Origin of the sequence: Streptomyces diastaticus subsp. diastaticus, from assembly GCF_011170125.1 — a bacterium.
In the GTDB taxonomy this organism is placed as follows: domain Bacteria; phylum Actinomycetota; class Actinomycetes; order Streptomycetales; family Streptomycetaceae; genus Streptomyces; species Streptomyces diastaticus.
The window spans coordinates 557210-572384 of sequence record NZ_BLLN01000005.1 but is presented as its reverse complement, the minus strand read 5'-3'; the positions used below and the strand labels follow the sequence as shown (position 1 = coordinate 572384).

The 15175-nt window shown below is 70.2% G+C and carries 15 protein-coding genes; 4 read left to right on the top strand and 11 right to left on the bottom strand.

Features of this window, described 5'->3' with window-relative positions:
* Positions 1-279: 279 nt before the first annotated feature.
* Entirely contained in the window at positions 280-900 is a 621-nt protein-coding gene (locus Sdia_RS20110) for a TetR/AcrR family transcriptional regulator (RefSeq protein ID WP_100453790.1), read from the bottom strand.
* 65 nt (positions 901-965) lie between these two features.
* On the opposite strand from Sdia_RS20110, the gene Sdia_RS20105 reads away from it, so the two are divergent.
* Positions 966-1805: an SDR family oxidoreductase gene (locus tag Sdia_RS20105; RefSeq protein WP_223123498.1), complete on the top strand. Its 840-nt coding sequence runs from the start codon at positions 966-968 to the stop codon at positions 1803-1805.
* Positions 1806-2311: 506 nt separating this feature from the next.
* Positions 2312-2830 (top strand): O-methyltransferase, encoded by a 519-nt coding sequence (locus tag Sdia_RS30295; RefSeq protein ID WP_229830364.1) that lies wholly within the window; start codon positions 2312-2314, stop codon positions 2828-2830.
* Between the two features lie 314 nt (positions 2831-3144).
* On the opposite strand, the gene Sdia_RS20095 is transcribed toward Sdia_RS30295, so the two are convergent.
* The 6 genes from Sdia_RS20095 to Sdia_RS20070 form a co-directional block, all read right to left on the bottom strand.
* Entirely contained in the window at positions 3145-3336 is a 192-nt protein-coding gene (locus Sdia_RS20095) for a hypothetical protein (RefSeq protein ID WP_185393603.1), read from the bottom strand.
* Positions 3337-3362: 26 nt separating this feature from the next.
* On the bottom strand, positions 3363-3923 hold the full coding sequence (locus Sdia_RS20090; RefSeq protein WP_185393604.1) for a GNAT family N-acetyltransferase: 561 nt from the start codon (positions 3921-3923) through the stop codon (positions 3363-3365).
* Positions 3924-4948: 1025 nt separating this feature from the next.
* Positions 4949-5692: a class I SAM-dependent methyltransferase gene (locus Sdia_RS20085; protein ID WP_308693557.1), complete on the bottom strand. Its 744-nt coding sequence runs from the start codon at positions 5690-5692 to the stop codon at positions 4949-4951.
* Between the two features lie 86 nt (positions 5693-5778).
* Positions 5779-6978 (bottom strand): aminotransferase class V-fold PLP-dependent enzyme, encoded by a 1200-nt coding sequence (locus Sdia_RS20080; protein ID WP_229830366.1) that lies wholly within the window; start codon positions 6976-6978, stop codon positions 5779-5781.
* 5 nt (positions 6979-6983) lie between these two features.
* Positions 6984-8306 carry a pyridoxal-phosphate dependent enzyme gene (locus Sdia_RS20075; protein WP_189499906.1) on the bottom strand — a complete coding sequence of 441 codons (1323 nt, stop codon included), beginning with the start codon at positions 8304-8306 and terminating at the stop codon, positions 6984-6986.
* Positions 8296-9771, bottom strand: coding sequence for a Y4yA family PLP-dependent enzyme (locus tag Sdia_RS20070; protein ID WP_370464529.1), 1476 nt, complete (start codon positions 9769-9771; stop codon positions 8296-8298). The genes Sdia_RS20075 and Sdia_RS20070 overlap by 11 nt, the downstream gene beginning before the upstream one ends.
* A 324-nt stretch (positions 9772-10095) precedes the next feature.
* Between Sdia_RS20070 and rpmB the strand changes: the two genes are divergently transcribed.
* A complete protein-coding gene (gene rpmB / locus Sdia_RS20065) occupies positions 10096-10332 on the top strand; it encodes a 50S ribosomal protein L28 (protein WP_100453798.1) in 237 nt (78 codons plus the stop codon).
* Positions 10332-10637, top strand: coding sequence for a 30S ribosomal protein S14 (gene rpsN / locus Sdia_RS20060; protein ID WP_100453799.1), 306 nt, complete (start codon positions 10332-10334; stop codon positions 10635-10637). The genes rpmB and rpsN overlap by 1 nt, the downstream gene beginning before the upstream one ends.
* 207 nt (positions 10638-10844) lie before the next feature.
* Here the strand turns inward: rpsN and aztD are convergent, their stop codons facing one another.
* The 4 genes from aztD to aztB are packed head-to-tail and all read right to left on the bottom strand — an operon-like array spanning position 10845 to position 15131.
* Complete coding sequence (aztD, locus tag Sdia_RS20055; protein ID WP_115069324.1) at positions 10845-12041, bottom strand: zinc metallochaperone AztD; 1197 nt, start codon at positions 12039-12041, stop codon at positions 10845-10847.
* Positions 12042-12094: 53 nt separating this feature from the next.
* Complete coding sequence (gene aztC / locus Sdia_RS20050) at positions 12095-13042, bottom strand: zinc ABC transporter substrate-binding protein AztC (RefSeq protein WP_100453801.1); 948 nt, start codon at positions 13040-13042, stop codon at positions 12095-12097.
* Complete coding sequence (locus Sdia_RS20045; protein WP_189499907.1) at positions 13039-14253, bottom strand: hypothetical protein; 1215 nt, start codon at positions 14251-14253, stop codon at positions 13039-13041. The genes aztC and Sdia_RS20045 overlap by 4 nt, the downstream gene beginning before the upstream one ends.
* Complete coding sequence (gene aztB / locus Sdia_RS20040; RefSeq protein ID WP_100453803.1) at positions 14250-15131, bottom strand: zinc ABC transporter permease AztB; 882 nt, start codon at positions 15129-15131, stop codon at positions 14250-14252. The genes Sdia_RS20045 and aztB overlap by 4 nt, the downstream gene beginning before the upstream one ends.
* Positions 15132-15175 lie beyond the last annotated feature (44 nt).

Genomic DNA, 15175 nt, shown 5'->3' with positions numbered 1-15175 from the left:
TATGCAGCGCAGAGGGGGCCGGGGGTGGGCCGACAGCCACTTCTTCGTCGTAGGGATCGGGCGGGTGGCGTAGCTGTCGCTGAGCGGTTCGACCGGCCGGTTGCGCAGTCCCGGGCGATCAGCACCGCAACGCCCGTGACCGCGGCGCGCGACGGTGCCGCCCTCGATTCCTCCAGCGCGGCCCGTTCCTCGTCCGGCAGTGCCAACTCGGCCTTCGGCCGCCCCGCACGCGCGATAGGGCAGCCCGCGTATCTGAACGGAGTTCCCGGCGGGGGAACACTAGCCAGGCGCTCCGGCTTCCGGTGAGCGGATGCCGTCCAGCAGGGCCCGGACGGAACCTTCCGCCCGCTCGGGTGCCTCGGCGGTTCTCCCGGTGAGGAGCAGGTAGAGGCTCGATCCGATCAGGGCACCCACCACGGCGTCGACGTCGGTGTCGGCGCGCAGCTCCCCGGTCGCGATGCCGGCCCGGAGCAACTCGACGAGGGTGGTGTGCTGTTCGCGGGTACTGCCGAGGTACAGGGACTCGGCGTCCTGGGGGCTCGCCGCTGCCGCCGCCGTGAGGGCGAGGACCAGCGCGGCATTGTCGGGGGCGGTGACCGACTGCGCGTGCGACCTGAACCAGGAGACCAGGGTGCGCACGACCTCTCCCGGGCGGGGTTCGGGGATCTCCCCGTCCGGGGTGGCCGCCGTCGAGGCCCGGCGGGCGACGTCAGCGACCAGTGCCGCCTTCGACGGCCAGCGGCGGTAGACGGTCGGCTTCCCGACACCCGCCGCCACGGCGACCTTCTCCATCGACAGCCTGGCGTAGCCCTCGCGCAGCAGCAGGTCTCGGGCCGCGTCCAGGATCGCCTCGTCCGTCCCCGTCTCACGGGGTCTGCCGCGCCGCCTTGCCTGTGCCATAGGGGGCATTCTACGAGTGCGTAGAATGATTAACGATACGGCACGTAACGTTAATGGAGATGCCCATGAGAAGCACCAGCGTGATCGTCGTCATCGGCGTCGGAGGTATGGGGAAGGCCATCGCCCGCCGGCAGGGCGCCGGCGGGACCTTGCTGCTCGCGGACTTCGACGAAAGGCTTCTCGGGATCGTGGCCGAGGAGCTGCGCGGCCAGGGCCACACGGTGGTCACCGAGGCCGTCGACGTCTCGGAGCGCGCCTCGGTGGCCGCGCTGGCGGACACCGCCGCGAAACTGGGCCCCGTCATCCAGGTCGTGCACACGGCGGGCCTCTCCCCGGTGCAGGCGCCCGGGAAGGCGATCCTCGCGGTCGACCTGCTGGGGACCGCCCTGGTCCTGGAGGAGTTCGGCAGGGTGATCGCACCGGGCGGTGCCGGCGTGGTCATCGCCAGCATGGCCGGGCACATGCCGGGGCCCGCCACGCTCAGCCCCGAGAGGGAGCAGGCCCTGGCGCACACCCCTGCCGACGACCTGCTCGCCCTGCCCTTCCTCGACCCCGAGGAGCTCGGCGCGCGGGGCGCCTATCCGCTCTCCAAGTACGCCAACCGGCTCCGCGTCCAGGCCGCGTCCACGCGGTGGGGTGAGCGCGGCGCTCGCGTGAACAGCATCAGTCCCGGCGTCATCTCCACGCCGATGGGCCGGCAGGAACTCGCCGGTGAGAGCGGTCGGCACATGAAGGCCATGGTGGAGGCCTCCGGTACGGGCCGGCTCGGCACCCCCGACGACATCGCGGCCGCCGCGGCCTTCCTCCTCGGGCCGGACGCCTCCTTCGTCACCGGCAACGACCTGCTGGTCGACGGTGGCGTCGTCGCCGCCCTGCGCTCCGGCCGCCTCACCGCGGGCGCCTGACCGGTCGGGCCCGGCCGGTTCCCCCGGCGGCATGGCCCGGCTTGCCGCCGGGAGAACGCAGGGGGGACACAGGGGAGGGACGGCCCGGTGTGCCCGGCCGTCCCTCCCGTTCTGACGTCGCCCGGTCAGCGGGCTGCGCCGAGCCCGGTTCACCCTGGTCCGCGTCGAGGCCGGGCGGCACGCTCCGGGACGCAGGGCCCGTCGGCACCATGCCCGTACGGCGCCCAGGGGTGGCGCCCAGGCGCCGTGGCCCAGGGGCCGGACGCCGTACAGCGCGAGCCGACGTCCGGCTGACCGCGTGCGAGCTACCAGGTGTTGCTGCCCGCCGCGGGATCCCGCCTCGCAACGCCCGGCGGAGCAGGGGGCGCTTGACGGGCAGCCGACTGCGATCCGTCGCCTCCTCCGCTCATCCTGACGGCGGATGCGCGGTCCGTTGCCGGGCCATCAGGGGACCTGGAGAAGCTGGGTCAGGCTCACCTGATTACGAGAGGGGAAGTGTGATGGCGATGAGTGCACCCCCCGCCGGGGGCCGGCCGCAGGACCCGATGAGTGAGCCGAGGCCGCCGTTTCGTAGTGCGCTCATCCAGGACCGGCGCGTCCTGGACGTGCTCGACGAGATGTACCAGCGTGAGCGGCACATCGACTGGGGGGCCTACGCGCACCACCCCGACCCGCACCACCACACCGGCACCGGGTTCTCCCTCAGCCCGGAGCAGGGAGACCAGCTCTACCTGCTGGTCCGCTACGGGCAGGCACGCTCGGTCGTGGAGTTCGCGACGTCCCTCGGCTTCTCCACGATCTTCCTCGCCGCGGCGGTGCGTGACAGCGGCCAGGGGCAGGTGTACACCGCTGAGATCGTGCCGGAGAAGGTACGGCAGGCGCGGGAGAACATCGCCCGCGCCGGGCTGGAGGAGTACGTGACCTTCTTCGAGGGCGACGCTCGGGAGTCCCTCGCGTCCGTTCCGGAGGGGGCGACTTCGCTCTCATCGACGGATGGGCGCCGGAGGTCTCGCTCGACGTCCTGAAACTCGTCGAGCCGAAGCTGCGCCCGGGCGCCCTGGTCTGCAACGAGAACAGGGACCGCGAATTCCTCGACCACGCCAAGAGCCCCGGCAGCGGCTACCTCAACCTGCCCCTGCCAGCGGTTCCGCCTACACGCCGCAAGGCGAACTGTCGCTGCGTGTCAGAGGTCCGCCCGGCGCTCGGCCCGGCCTCGCGTCGGGGAAGTCGGGCCGCTCGGAGGCGAGGCGGTCCGCCGGGCCGGGCGGGGTCGGTCAAGTGCGGGACCGTGGCGGCGGAACAGGCTGACGGGCGGGTGTACGGCCGATGTGGCGCGGGTTCAGGAGCCGTCGGGGGCGAGGAAGACACCCGGCGGCGCGGACCAGCGTCGCAACGGAGGGCTGCACCGACGCACCGCAGGGGCCAGAACAGCGCGGCCGTGGCCGGAGGCGAGCTCCGTCGGCACTCCGGTGAGCGAGGTGCCCCGGGCGGTGAGGCCGGTGAGGCCGGTGGAGTCGGCGGTGCCGGACACCAGGCACTGCCTGCGCCACCTGCCGGCTACCGGCGCTGCTCCCAGTCGGCCCGGAGGAGGCCGTACTCGACTTCGCCATGCTCGGACCCCGCGATCGGCTCCGGCCAGTCCCCGGCGAAGTCCCGCAGGAACGCCAGCCCTGCCTTCTCCATCACGCGCCGGGACCGGGTGTTCACCGCCATCGTGTTCGCGGTGACCCGCTCCACCCCGAGGTCGGTGAAACCTTTGCTGATCAGGGCACGCGAGCCCTCCGTGGCCAAGCCCCTGCCCCAGGCTGCCTTGTTCAGCCGATAGCCGAGTTCGGCCACGGCGGGGCTGTGGTCCTCAAGGGGACGGAACTCGAACCAGCCCAGGAAGGTCCCCGTCGCCTTCTCCTCCGCGGCCCAGTAGCCACGGGTGCCGAAGCACGGATAGTCGTGGAGGAGCCGTGGGAGGACCCGGGTACGGATCGCCTCGTGGCTCGTCGGCCGCCCGCCGTTGATGAAGCGCATGACGGCGGGGTCGTTGTCCAGTGCGAACAGGTTGTCGGCGTCGGCGTGGGTGAAAGGACGCAACGTGAGCTGTCGGGTTTCCAGGAAGACACACATGCCGCGATCTTCGCCACGGGCGGCTGGGTCCGCCACCGCATATTTGGGGGGCAGCCCGGTGAAGCGGACCGCTCGCGGCGAGGACTCCAGGGCGTCGGGGATGTGCTCGCGTCGTGGCGGGCACAGACACCCCCGGCGGGCTGGGGCGCGGTGACCGGTACCGGTGGAAGTGATCTCCGGCCCGCCTCCAGCGGGGAAGCAACGCCCGGCTCGGGGCTCGATGCTGAAGAAGGGGACGTGTGGAGCGAAGTCCACCGCGAGCCCTGAGCGTCACGGCGGCCCTCGGCGACAGCGGCCCGCTGACATCGGCCCGCTGACATCGGCTTCCGGGGGGTGACGGGCTTCGGATTCATGGACCCGGTCCGGGAGTTCGGTGTCCGGCACCCGAGCGCCGGACCGCTCTCACCGGGTTGCCGCTCTCTGCCCCGTTCGCTCGCTGTTCCGGGACGAGGCGGACCTCGCGGTGGTCCTCCCGCCGTTCCGTGAACCACGTCTCGAGCTGGGCCCCGTCCTCTCCCGCCGGCCGCAGTACCTCGCGACCTCCCAGCGGCACGCCTTCGCCGGCCGGAGGCCCTGGAGACCGAGGAACCGGCCGGTCCGCCCCTCGTCGAGGTGGCCGCTCCGGCACCGGACCACTGGCACGCCGCGCAGACGCCGACCCGCACCCCTTCCGGTGCCCCGGTGTCGCGCGGCCCGCCGGCCGGCACCCTCCAGGAGGGGCTGTCCCTGGTGGCGGCGGACCGGGGCGTGACGTCGCTCTGTCACCCGGCCACCCGGTACGGCCCTCGGGCTCCCGAGTCCGCGCTCGGCCTGGTCTGGCACGGTGCGCGGTAGAACGCGCGGATCCGCGCCCTCGCCGGAGCGGTGGCCGACGACCCGGCCAGGCTCGGCCGCTGAGCGGAGGACGGCGCGGGTCGTTCGCGCCTCGGCTGACCAGGCTCGCCGTCGCCGGCGAAGAGCCTGACCACGGAGCCCCCGTCTCCGCACCGCACCGCCCGGCGGCCACCTCGTGCGGGTGACCGGTCCTACGGGCGGATGGCCACGAGGACGTAGCTGTCTCCCACCTGCCAGACCGGACTGGCCGGTCCGAAGCCCGCCTCGGCCAGCAGCTCGACGTGCCGGCCGAGCGTGATGGCGCATCCGGAGTGCGTCGTCTTCCGCTTCCGGCGCTCGGCGCACAGAGCCATCAGCTCGGGCTCGTTCTCGACCGCCGCCCACCACGCCTCCCAGTCCTCATGGTCGAAGGCGCGCCGGCGCTCTGCCCGGCGGGTCCCCACGAACTCGGTGATCTCCGCGAAGCCCGAGCCCTCCTGCGCCAGGTGGTCCGCGTTGACCAGCACCCCGCCCGGCCGGAGCAGAGTGGTCAGTTCGGCGTAGGTGGAGTGCAGTAGGTGTTCGGGGAGGCAGTGGAGAGCGGTGGTGGAGACGACGGCGTCGACCGGTTCTTCCAGGCCGAGAGTGCTGGTCCACCCCGGCTCGCCGATCACCGCCTCGACGTAGCGGGCCGCGTCCGGGTGGCGGGCCCGGGCGAGCGCCAGCAGCAGCGGGTCCATGTCGACGGCGACGATCTCCGCCCCGGGCAGACGCTCGGCCAGTCGCGCCGGCAGTGAGCCGGGCCCGCAGCCGAGATCCAGTACGCGAGGGGCGCTGCGGCCGGCCGTCACGTGTTCGACGACGTCCGCGACGACGGTGAAGCGCTCCTCGCGGTCGAAGGCGTACCGCTGCTGCTGGCGTTCCCAGCGGTCCACCCACATCTGGGCCGTCGGCATACTCACGTTCATTTCCCGTTACCACCTCTGCGGTGTCCGTGCTGCGTGTGCCTCCGAATCTACAGGTGAAAATGGATGTCATTGCATTACGCGAGGTCGGCGAGTACGCCCAGCAGCCGGTCCACCTCCTCCCGGCTGTTGTAGACGTGCAGACTGACCCGGACGGAGCTGCGACTCCCACCCGCCCCGCCCTGGCAAAGCCCGTCCGTGCGCACCATGAAACCGTGGCTGAACAGGATGAATCCCAGATCGACCGAGTCGATGGCGCGGTGCCTGAACGTCACGATGCCGTGCCGTTGCTGCACGGGGGAGTCGGCTGCCAGGCTCCGCTGGCAGCCGAGCACTTCGTAGGGCGGCAGGGCCCGCAGCCCGTCGGTCAGCCGCGCGGCCAGGCGTACGGTCCATTCCTCGACACGCTGCAGGCCGGCCCGTTCGAGCCACTCCAGGGCGGCGTCCAGACTGGCGACGCCTACCGTGTTGGGTGTGCCGTTCCAGCCGCGCGGAGTGAAAGGCGTCCCCCGGGCATTGCGGGACCAGAGTGCCCCGGACCCGGGCAGGGCCAGGGCCTTGTGCCCGGAGAAGGCGACGAAGTCGACATCGAGCGCCTTCATGGAGACCGGCAGATGGCCGACGCTCTGCGCCGCGTCCAGGCAGATCGTCACGTCGGGCCCCACCGTCCGGCGTATCCGGTGCACGTTCATGTCCCCGCCGTACACGTGATGCACATGGGTGGCGGCCACGAACCGGGTCCGCGAGGAGACGAGTCCGGCGAGCGCCTCGGTGTCGTAGTCGCCCGACGACAGCTGGTACGGCATGGCGCGGACGGTGACACCCGTTCCCTGGCGGGCCAGGACCTCGACGGCCTCGTGCCAGGGCGAGATGTTGGCCTGGTGGTCGGCTGAGGGCACGATGATCTCGTCCCCGTCGCGGAGCTGATGGACGAGCCAGTCCAGCGCCACCAGGCGCAGCCCCTCGGTCGTGCCGCTGGTGAAGTGCACCTCGGAGGTGTCGGGGGAGGGGTCGTCGAGGAACGCCTTGACCCGGTTCCTGGTCCCCTCGATGATCGCCGTCGTCCTGTTGGCCCACGGGTACGTGCCGCGCCCCGCGTTGGCGTTGGAGGTGGTGAGGTACTCCTGGACCGCGTCCAGGACCGCTCGGGGCTTCTGAGCCGTCGCGGCGCTGTCCAGGTACGCCAGTTCGGGGTGGCGAGTGATGATCGGGAACTCCGCGCGCAGACCGCTGTGCCATGCGGCCAGCCGCTCCACGCGGCCCGTTTCGCCTTCCACGGGCGTCACTCCCTCACCAGCGGTGCGCCCGCGTCGCGCCAGGCGATGATGCCGCCTTCCAGGCTGCGCACGTCCGGATGGCCCATGCGGGTCAGCCGGGCCGCGTACTTCAGGGATTTCTCACCGACCGGACACGCCAGCAGTACGGGTTGCGTCTTGCTGAAGGGAAGTCCCGCGCGTACGAGTTCCTCGAACAGTTCGTCGACGATGTTGAGGGAGCCTTCGATGTGCAGCGCCGCGTACGCGTAGGGGCTGCGCATGTCCACGATGACGGGTCTGCACTCGGATATCCACGTCCGGGAGTCGGCGACGCTGATGGTGGTGGCCTCGCCGGCGTCAGCGGCGGGGGCCACGTCCGGGGCGGGGTCGTTCGCGGGGCGCCGGCCGAGGAGTTCCGGGCGCCGCTTGCGGATGTAACTCAGGTAGCTCTCGACCCGGTCGCAGACGAGGAAGACGGCGGTCGCGGGCTCGGTGAGCCGCGGACCGATCTCCCTCAGATGGCGGACCGCGCCGAAGTAGGCGGCTCCGCCCGTGGGGCCCGCCAGTATTCCGCATCTCCGGATGAGTTGGAGCATGCCGTCGATGGCTTCGTCGGAGCTCACCTTCTCGATGGTTCCGTAGGTGTCCGGGTCGAAGATCCCGACTTCCTGCACCTCGTCGATGTTCCTGATGCCGGGAATGAAGTCCGATTTCTCGGCGACGAGGCCCACCACGGAAACCTTGGGATCTCTCTCGCGTAATGCCCGTGCCACCCCTGTGGACGAGCCGGCGGTGCCGACACCCGAGATGAACCAGTCCGGTGCCCGGCCGTCCAGGTCCTTGATGATCTCGGGGCCCGTGCCGTGCTCGTGGGCCTCGGGGTTGCGTTCGTTGAAGTACTGATCGGTGTGCAGGTGGGTGCTGCCCGGCTCGTGGAGGCTGCGGTGGAAGAGCGTCAGCGGGTCCTCCGAGTCCGTGGGGTCGAGGCACTCGGTCCGGCCGGGAAGTTCCTGGATCTCGGCTCCGAGCAGCAGGAGCAGTTCCTTGATCTCCGGTATCTTCATCCGGTTGGTCACGCTCTTGAAGCCGACGCCGTGAATACCGGCGATGGCGGCCAGCGCTTTCGCTGTGTTCCCGCTGGACAGTTCGACTATCTGGCTTTCCTGCTCGACGGCCTCCTGGAGGCCGGGGCGCACCATGTTCCACGCGGCCCGGTCCTTCAACGAACCGAAGGGGTTGAACGACTCGAGTTTCGCGTAAAGGTCCATGTTGGGAATGTTGTGCACCTGCGGTGCGATGCGAACCAGGGGCGTGTCGCCGATCGTCTCGATGATGCTGTCATACCTCATGCGCGTCTCCTGTGGAATGAATCGGCCAGTACTGGTCGTCGAGGCGCCATTCCCAACCGTCCGCGCCTTCGTACACCGCCACCTTTCGGGCGACGGGCTGCTGCTGGGCATGATGGGCGTTGAAGTCCATGCAGTAGCCGGCGGTGTTGGGGAAGGCCAGGAGGTCACCTGGCATCGGCCGCTCGGGCAGGTGGACGATTCTCCGCGTGATCAGGTCGGATTCGAGGCAGAGATTCCCGTGGAGATAGAAGCCACCCCCTTCTTCAGGGGGCTTCGCCTTCTTCCGCCGGCTCGTGTCACGGCGGAGCAACACCGGGTCCATGAGGATGCCGTGCTCCTCCAAGGCGCAGTCGTCGGCGTTCATGGCCAGACGCAGGGAGTGCGGGCCGTCCGCCTCGGTGCGCGTCTCCAGGACACGGGCCAGCGTCAGCCCGCACTGGTCGAGGAGTGCGCGGCCGGGCTCGACGCACAGGTCGTAGAGATTCTCCAGGAGGAGGGTCGCCAGCGGGCGACCCAGTGTGGGCGCGGGGCAGCGCAGGAGTTCGTCCAGGTACCCGGCGCCGGCGGTGGGACGGTAGGAGGGGTAGAGCTCCAGGCTCCCGCGTAAGGCATTGCCTTCGCGGCGCAGCCCGTAGGAGTGGTCACGCCATGCCATGGGCTGCCCTTGGCCCATGGCCGCGAGAGTGAGCTGAGTGGTGTAGCGCTCCCACTGCGCGCCGTCCGCCAGGTAGCTGACGCCGAAACCGCCCCCCATGTCGATCAGCCGCGGCCGCATCCCACGGGCCCGGCACTCGTCCATGGCCCGGATGCAGCCCTCCAGCGCGAGCGCCTTCTCCTCGACGCTGGTGGTGTCGAGGTGGTACGAGACGCCGGCCACCTCCAGTGCGTCCCGGTGTCGCTCGGCGGCGTCCAGCAGGCCGGTGAACTCCGAGGCCGGTGAGCCGAACCTGCTCCGGCGGCTGAGGACTCGCACCCCGGGGCCGGAGAAGTCCGAAAGTCGTAGCAGCACGTGGACGGGCGTGAGGCCGTGACGGCGTACGAGGGCGGCGAGGTCCTCCAGCTCGGCGGGCCCCTCGATGTTCACCGTCACTCCGGCGCGGGCGGCCAGCCACAAGAACTCCGGTTCCTTCGGTCCGGTGGCGCCGATGCGGTCCGGGGTGAACCCGCAGGCCAGGGCGTGCTGCAGTTCGTTGAGTGAGGCCACGTCCATGCCGGCGCCGGTGGTGGTCAGGCGGCGCGCCAGCGCCGTGGACCTGTTGGCCTTGTGGGCGAAGTAGATCTTCCCGTTCAAGTGGTGGCGACGGTAGACGGACTGGAACCGCGCGACGTTGTCGGCGATCCGGTCGGGAACGACCACGTTGAGCGGAGACCCGAGCCCGTCCACGAGGCCGTGCAGGACAGGCGATGCCAGCAGGGAAGTGAGCGGTGGCTCCAGCTTGGGATCCAGGTACAGGGGGACGGCCAACAGCGGTACTTCCCTTTCACGGAGGCACCGGCGGCAGCACCGTCGGTCTGGCGGTGCCTCCGCAGGCTACGCGGGACTGATGGATGTGATTGTCGTATCCATCATGTCCATGGTGGATTCCCTCTATGCCTGTTCCGTCGCGGCGTGCGTCGCCATGTCCGGGCGGGCGCCCGGTAAATCCGTGGGCGCGCCCTGCCGCGGTCGGCTCCAGCGGTGGGCCGGGGCTTGCGGGCCGGACGCGCCCGGAGTGGGCGTGACGGTACTATGTGGCAATGGTTTCCATGTTCAAGAATGGAGCCGGATCGACGAGAGGCAGGGAATCCCGTGTCCGCCCACTGCCAGCTGACCGGCGCACAGCCGGGCTTCGGCAACAACATCTCCCACTCGCACCGCCGCACCTCGCGCCGGTTCGACCCGAACATCCAGCGCAAGCGCTACTGGCTCCCCAGTGAGGGCCGGTACGTGCGCCTGACGCTCAGCGCCAGGGCGATCAAGACGATCGACGCGATCGGCATCGAAGCGGCTGTCGCACGCGTTCGTGCACGGGGAGGGAAGGTCTGATGGCCAAGAAGAGCAAGATCGCGCAGAACGAGAAGCACAAGGCGGTCGTCGAGCGGTACGCCGCCCGGCGTGCGGAGCTGAAGGAGATCATCCGCCGTCCCGGCACCCCGGAGGCCGAGCGGACAGCCGCGGTGCAGGAGCTCCGGCGCCAGCCGCGCAACGCCAGCGCGACCCGGGTGCGCAACCGGGACAGCGTGGACGGCCGTCCCCGTGGCCACCTGCGGAAGTTCGGACTCTCCCGGGTCCGGATGAGGGAGCAGGCGCACGCCGGGTTCCTTCCCGGGGTGACGAAGTCCTCCTGGTGAGGCGTGGTTGACGGGTGGTGGCGCGGTCGGCGGGCCGCGCCACCACCCGTCCCGCGTTCACGGGGGATGACGGGCGGGCGCGTCACGGATGCCGACGAGCAGGTGCTGCAGGTGCTCGGACCAGCCGGGAATCGCGTTGAGCGCGCCCCCCCGAAGGGGACGCGCTCAGCGCTCAGGACAGGACCCTCGCCGGCCCTTTCGTGGTGATCAGTGTGCGGTGACGCCGCTCACCTCGTTGGGGGCCTGGTCGAGTTCGGTGGCGGCCAGCTGCTCGCCGCTCTCGATGTCGATGGCCACGAGCTTCTTGCCGGCCGGGTCGGAGACGTACGCGGTGTGGTCGCGGACGAACAGGGCCGGACGGGGCTGCTGCCAGTCCAGCGGCTCCTTCCAGGAGTCGAGCACCGAGATCTTCTTCTCGACCTTGCCCGTGTCCGGGTCGATGACGTGGATCTTCCCGTCCGTGCCGAGCACGAGGGCTTCGCCGTGCGGACCGCGGGCCAGCGAGCGGAAGGTGTAGCTGGTCCCCAGGTCGACCAGGCGCATCTTGCCGGTCTCCGTGTTGATCAGGGAGATCTTCTCGGGGCGCTCCAGCTCGGCGTCGGGGTCCTGCTTGTAGTCGCCGAGGACGACGGCCGACTCCTCGGAACCGGCCTGGTTGCCGATCCGCCCGTACTCGGTCGGGCTCTGCACCTTCTTGATGGCGCCGTCCTTGTAGACGAGGACGCCGTCCTCGCAACCGATGACGACCGCTTCGCCCTTCGCGGCGGCCTCCCCGTGGACCTCGGGGCACTTCTCGTTGCGCGTGATCTCCTTGCGGTCCTCGTCCAGGACCTTGATGCCGGTGCGCTTCTCCTCCGTGCCGAGGGTCGTCACCAGTTTCCCGTCGGCGAGCTGGATGGCGACTCCGTGGTGCGGCGCGTCGGAGGAGTACGTCTCGCTCTTCGGCGTCGAACTACCGAGTTCGGCCGGGTCGAAGATGGTGACCTCGCCGGTGCCGTCCGAGAAGAGGATGGTCTTGCCCGCGTGGCGCACGACGTGGCCGGGCTTGCTGCCCTTGAACTCCACGTCGGTCAGCTCGCCGCCCACCGCGTCCATGACGCGGAAGCCGGTCGAGGTGGAGACCATCACGTGGCGGTCGTCGCCGGCCGGGTTGACGCGGTTGAACCCTTCCAGGGATATGTCCTCGGCGACCTCGAGGGACGTGCCGTCCAGGACGTAGAGGCCGCCGTCGTAGGTGGTGACGATCGGGTCCTTGACCGCCGTGGCCGAAGAGTTCGCCTTGTCGCTCTTCCCGCCGGCGCCGACGGCCTCCTCCTTCCCACCGCCGCAAGCGGTGAGGGCGACGGAGGTCGCGAGGAGGACGGTCAGTGCGGCAGCCGTCCGGGGGCGGGCCATGTGCTTCATTCTCTGTTCTTTCCTCTCCATGGCCGTCATTCATCGAGGATGACGGTGGGTGGCTATCGGGTACTCAGGCCCGTTGCGATGGATGCGGTGTTGGACCGCATCATTTCCAGGTAGGTCGCGGCGCCCTTGCCCTTCTCGGTAAGGGACTCGGAGAACAGGGGCACGACGTCGACCTCGGTGTCGGTCTCGCGCTTCAGCACCTGGGCCAGTCGGTCGGGCTGCGAGGAATCCACGAAGATCGCCCGTACGCCCGCCTTCTCGATCGAGGTGGAGAGCGATTTCAGGTCCGATGCGCTCGGGGAGGCGAGGGTGGTGCCGCTCGGGATGACCGCGCCCACGACGCGGAACCCGAACCGCTCGGCGAGGTAGCCGAACACATGGTGGTTCGTGACGAGCTGACGCCTCTTCGCGGGTATGGCGTCGAACGTGTCCCGCATCCATGCGGTGAGATCGTCCACCTGCCTGCCGTAGGCGGACGCGTTCTTCGCGACGGCGGCCTTGTCGACCCCTCCTACGTGCTCCGTCACCTGGTCGGCGATGAGATCGACGGCCTCGCGGACCCGCTCCGGGTCGGTCCAGAAGTGGGGGTCGGACGTTCCGGCGCTCTCCCCGGACGTGTAGGTGATCGGGTCGACGCCATCGCCCACCGCCACCGTGGACACGCCTGCCTCACCGGCGGCTTCCACATGGCGCAGGACGTTCTCCTCCAGGCCCAGGCCGTTGTACACGACCAGGTCGGCCTGTTCCATGGCGGCGGCCTGAGGAGCCGAGACGCCGAAGGAGTGCGGATCGGCGCCGGCCCGCATCAGCACCGTCACGTCGGCCTCGTCACCCACGACGTTGCGGGTGATGTCGCCGAGGATGTTGGTCGTGACGACCACGGAGGGCCGGTCCTCCTCGTCTGCCGCGCACCCGCCGACAGCCAAGGCCAGCACGCCCAGCAGGCCGGCGAGGAACGCGAGGGCCGCCGACGAGCGCGTGCGCGGGGGGCTGGTGCTCATCGTCCGGTCTCCACCATGTGCGTCGGAGCGAAGTCGAGGGGGAAGGTGCGGGCCACCCGGAGGTGGTCGTTGTAGTCGATCTCGTGGACCTTTCGCGCCGCGGCGTCGTTGACGTAGGCGCGGGTGGTGTCGACCTCGATCGAGGCCGAGGTGCCGCTCTCGGACATCAGCTTCTTGTGGTCGGTGGCCTTCTTCGTCTCGATGTCGTACGCCGTGAGCCGGCCGTCCTCGCCGAGCGCGAGCAACGGTGCCCCCTCCCCGGCGGTGTTGACGGCGGTCACCGGCCCCGTCTCGATGCGCGTCCAGGCGCGCTCGGTGACATCGAGGACCCAGACGGCGTCGTCACCCGAGGTGGCCGTCAGCGTGGTGCTCCCGGCGCGGTGGTGGAAGCCGGCGGCCCGTTCCTGGGCGTCCACCTTCGTGCCGTAGGGGATCTTCTCGGCGGTGAACCCGCCCTTCTCCTCGCTGACCAGCAGCGCGCCGTCGGCACACCCGAAGACCACCCCGCGGCGGGTGACGGCCTCGCCGCTCACCTCGGCACACGACTCCTCCAGCGTCGTCGCGGACCCGCCCTCCCGGTCGCGGACCTCGACGGCGTCCTGGCCGGAGCCCGCCGCCGTGACCAGCAGATGCTCCTTGTAGGGGACGACCGAACCGTCGGCGGCGCCGGTCAGCGCGTCCGCCTTCGCAAGGGCGCCGCCCTCCAGCTCCTTACGGTCGAACAGCAGATGGCCGCCGTCCGAGGAGGACATCGCGGTGACCGCCGGATCGCTGCTGACGTGAGTGATCTCCTTCCCCTCGACGGTGCCGACGTCGCGGATCTCGGCCCGGTAGTAGTGGACGTGGTCACCGTGGTCCACCATCCAGGCCCCGGTGTCGACGATGTGCGTCGAGTCGCCGCTGCCGAGATAGGCGAACCGGCCGTCGGTGCGCAGACTCCCCACCCCGCTGACCCTTTTCAGCGGAGTGACGTCCTCCGTGATCAGGTCCAGGACCCGGACCTCGCCCGTCTCTTCGTCGGCGAGTACGAGACGGGACTGCTGTTCGGAGGTTTCCTCGGCGCCTGCCACGTAGCCGTGGGGTTTCTCGGTGGCGGTGGGCCTGTCGTCGGTCTTCGCGTCACTCCGGCTCTGACAGCCGACGAGCAAGGCGGTGCCCGCGAGGGTGGCGCAGGTGAGAGCCGCGGTGAGGGATTTCTTCCTGAAGTTCATGACGCGTGCCCGTATTCCATGTGTGAGCGGTCTGTCGTGGTGGGGCGGGGAGCCGAACGCGCCCGGCGGTTGCCGAGGCCGGCGGCGAGCGTGGAGAGGAGGAACTGGAGCACCGCGGTCCCGGCGATGGTCGCTCCGGCCGCCGTGTCGAGGTGCCAGGAGAGCAGCAGGCCGACGAAGGTCGCGCTGATGCCGAGGAGGGCGGCTCCGGCCATGATCGTCGGGACGCGCCGGGCCCAGGGCAGCACGGTCGCCGGCGGCGCGATCAGCAGACCGAAGACCAGCAGTGTGCCCACGATGTGGAACGACGCGACGATCGCCAGGGTGAGGAGCGTCAGCAACGCCACGTGGGCGAGGCGTGGCCGGAGGCCCAGCGTGTGCGCCTTGCGTTCGTCGAAGGCCAGCGCGACGAAGGGCCGGTGGCCGAGCACGGAGATCGCCAGGGCGACACCCAGCGCGCCGCCCAGGTAAGCGAGATCGGTGGTGCGGACGGCGAGTACGTCCCCGAAGAGGAACCCCGTCAGGTCGACGGCGAAGGACTGCGACCGACTGACGATGATCACGCCCAGCGACAGCATCCCCACGAACAACAGTCCGATGCTGGTGTCCTGCGACAGGCGAGGGGACCGGCCCACCGCGCTGACGCCCAGCGCCATGACCGCCGCGCTCGCCGCGGCCCCCAGCAGCAGGTTGCCTCCCAGCAGGGACGCCACCGCGATGCCGGGAAGCATGCCGTGCGACATCGCGTCCCCGAAGAACGCCATCCCGCGCAGCACCACCCAGGTGCCGGCGAGGGCGCAGATCAACGACACGAGGACGCCGCCCCACAGGGCCCGCTGAACAAAGGTCACTTCAAAGGGACCCACCAACCATTCCATGGGGCAGGACACTACAATGAAAATGATTATCACTCCAGAGTGGG

What these genes read in the sequence shown, in the direction of transcription:
- aztD (WP_115069324.1), bottom strand. Translation starts at nt 12,041, where the DNA reads ATGAAGCACATGGCCCGCCCCCGGACGGCTGCCGCACTGACCGTCCTC.
- Sdia_RS20090 (WP_185393604.1), bottom strand. Translation starts at nt 3,923, where the DNA reads ATGTGTGTCTTCCTGGAAACCCGACAGCTCACGTTGCGTCCTTTCACC.
- Sdia_RS20075 (WP_189499906.1), bottom strand. Translation starts at nt 8,306, where the DNA reads ATGAGGTATGACAGCATCATCGAGACGATCGGCGACACGCCCCTGGTT.
- rpsN (WP_100453799.1), top strand. Translation starts at nt 10,332, where the DNA reads ATGGCCAAGAAGAGCAAGATCGCGCAGAACGAGAAGCACAAGGCGGTC.
- Sdia_RS20110 (WP_100453790.1), bottom strand. Translation starts at nt 900, where the DNA reads ATGGCACAGGCAAGGCGGCGCGGCAGACCCCGTGAGACGGGGACGGAC.
- Sdia_RS20105 (WP_223123498.1), top strand. Translation starts at nt 966, where the DNA reads ATGAGAAGCACCAGCGTGATCGTCGTCATCGGCGTCGGAGGTATGGGG.
- Sdia_RS20045 (WP_189499907.1), bottom strand. Translation starts at nt 14,253, where the DNA reads ATGAACTTCAGGAAGAAATCCCTCACCGCGGCTCTCACCTGCGCCACC.
- aztC (WP_100453801.1), bottom strand. Translation starts at nt 13,042, where the DNA reads ATGAGCACCAGCCCCCCGCGCACGCGCTCGTCGGCGGCCCTCGCGTTC.
- Sdia_RS30295 (WP_229830364.1), top strand. Translation starts at nt 2,312, where the DNA reads ATGAGTGCACCCCCCGCCGGGGGCCGGCCGCAGGACCCGATGAGTGAG.
- Sdia_RS20085 (WP_308693557.1), bottom strand. Translation starts at nt 5,692, where the DNA reads ATGCCGACGGCCCAGATGTGGGTGGACCGCTGGGAACGCCAGCAGCAG.
- aztB (WP_100453803.1), bottom strand. Translation starts at nt 15,131, where the DNA reads ATGGAATGGTTGGTGGGTCCCTTTGAAGTGACCTTTGTTCAGCGGGCC.